Source organism: Arthrobacter sp. SPT-J7 (assembly GCF_059089965.1).
Window position 1 is genome coordinate 1 of the sequence record NZ_JBNHFF010000448.1, and the last position, 1,252, is coordinate 1,252.

Here is a 1,252-nt window from a genome sequence, read left to right on the forward strand (position 1 = left end):
CAGACCTCGCCAAGGGCCACCCGGGGGCACACGAACGCGATAACGCGCTGTCCAAGGCACGCTTTGAGTTCCGCTGGCGGGACCAGTTCGCGTTGTCCCTGGACCCGGTGACCGCCGAGGCCTTCCACGACGAGACCCTCCCCGCGGAACCGGCCAAGACGGCGCACTTCTGTTCCATGTGCGGTCCCAAGTTCTGTTCCATGAGGATCAGCCAGGACATCCGGGACGAATACGGGTCAGCGGAGTCGCAGGCGGCGGTGGCCGAAATGGCAGCGGGAATGCGCGGAAAAAGTGAGGAATTCCTTGCAGCGGGCGGCAAGGTCTACCTCCCGGAGCTGGCCGTACCGGTGAACGGCCGCCCGTAGCTGCACCACAATTTTCGTCCGGCAGGCTATTGGGGGCCTGCCGGACGGGAAGCCACCCGGCAGGATTCAGGAAGCCCTGGCAGGCTGGCTCCTGCTGACCTCGTTGATGAACGAGCGGATGACGCGGTCACCTTCCGGCGAGTCATGGGGCCGGTGCCCTCCCGCCGCCGTGCGGTGCAGGGCGCCGGTCTCACGCAGGTAGCCTGCAATCTCCTCGTAGAGCGGCTCCCATCCCCCGGTGAGGACCAGGGTGGGGACGCCGGGAACAATGTGCAGCGGCGCCTCCCAGGAAGGGGCCTGCAGCCGGAGCCTCCGGGCGGACCGCTTCTCCTCCGCTGTGGCCGGCTGCTGCAGGTCCGTGGCGTAGACCCGACGGACGAACTCGCGCTGGAAATCCTGGTCGCTCATTTGGTGCCGGGCCTCGAACAGGGGTTGCATCAGCTTGATATGGGCCGCCGTGGCCGGCAGTTCCGCGGTGAGCGACAGGCACGCGGGCTCCACCAGCGTCAAGGAAAAGACAAGGTCGGGACGTTCGACGGCGGCCATCATCGCTGCGATGGCTCCCTGGGAGTGCGCGACGACGTGTCCGCCCGCGGCGCCCCTGCCGTCGTCAGCAAGGGACTGCAGCACAATGGCGGCGTCCTCGTCAAAGGAGGACTCAACGGGTTCAGCCACAGGGTGGTACCCGTGGCGGCGCAGGAACAGAGCGTCATAGGACAGCGCCATACCGTGCTGGCGCGGCCAGGCCGCGGAGCCGAAGCTGCCGGCGCCGTGCACGAACACTACCCTCTGCTTGAACATGACCCAACCCTATTCGACGGCACCGACATCCCATGTGAGTAGCGCCAAGTGTAGGTTTTTACCCAACAAACAAAACATGGCGCTAC

At 66.2% G+C, this 1,252-nt stretch carries 2 protein-coding genes; one reads left to right on the forward strand and one right to left on the reverse strand.

Annotation, left to right across the window (positions count from 1 at the left end; all coding sequences use genetic code 11):
- On the forward strand, positions 1-365 hold a 365-nt coding region (locus AC5RWX_RS33465; RefSeq protein WP_494100452.1), incomplete at its 5' end, for a phosphomethylpyrimidine synthase ThiC.
- Between the two features lie 66 nt (positions 366-431).
- On the opposite strand, the gene AC5RWX_RS33470 is transcribed toward AC5RWX_RS33465, so the two are convergent.
- Complete coding sequence (locus tag AC5RWX_RS33470; RefSeq protein ID WP_494100453.1) at positions 432-1,166, reverse strand: alpha/beta hydrolase; 735 nt, start codon at positions 1,164-1,166, stop codon at positions 432-434.
- Positions 1,167-1,252: the final 86 nt, after the last annotated feature.

Bases quoted from the DNA above. Each gene is read 5' to 3' on its own strand.
- AC5RWX_RS33470 (WP_494100453.1), bottom strand. From the start codon at position 1,166: ATGTTCAAGCAGAGGGTAGTGTTCGTGCACGGCGCCGGCAGCTTCGGC.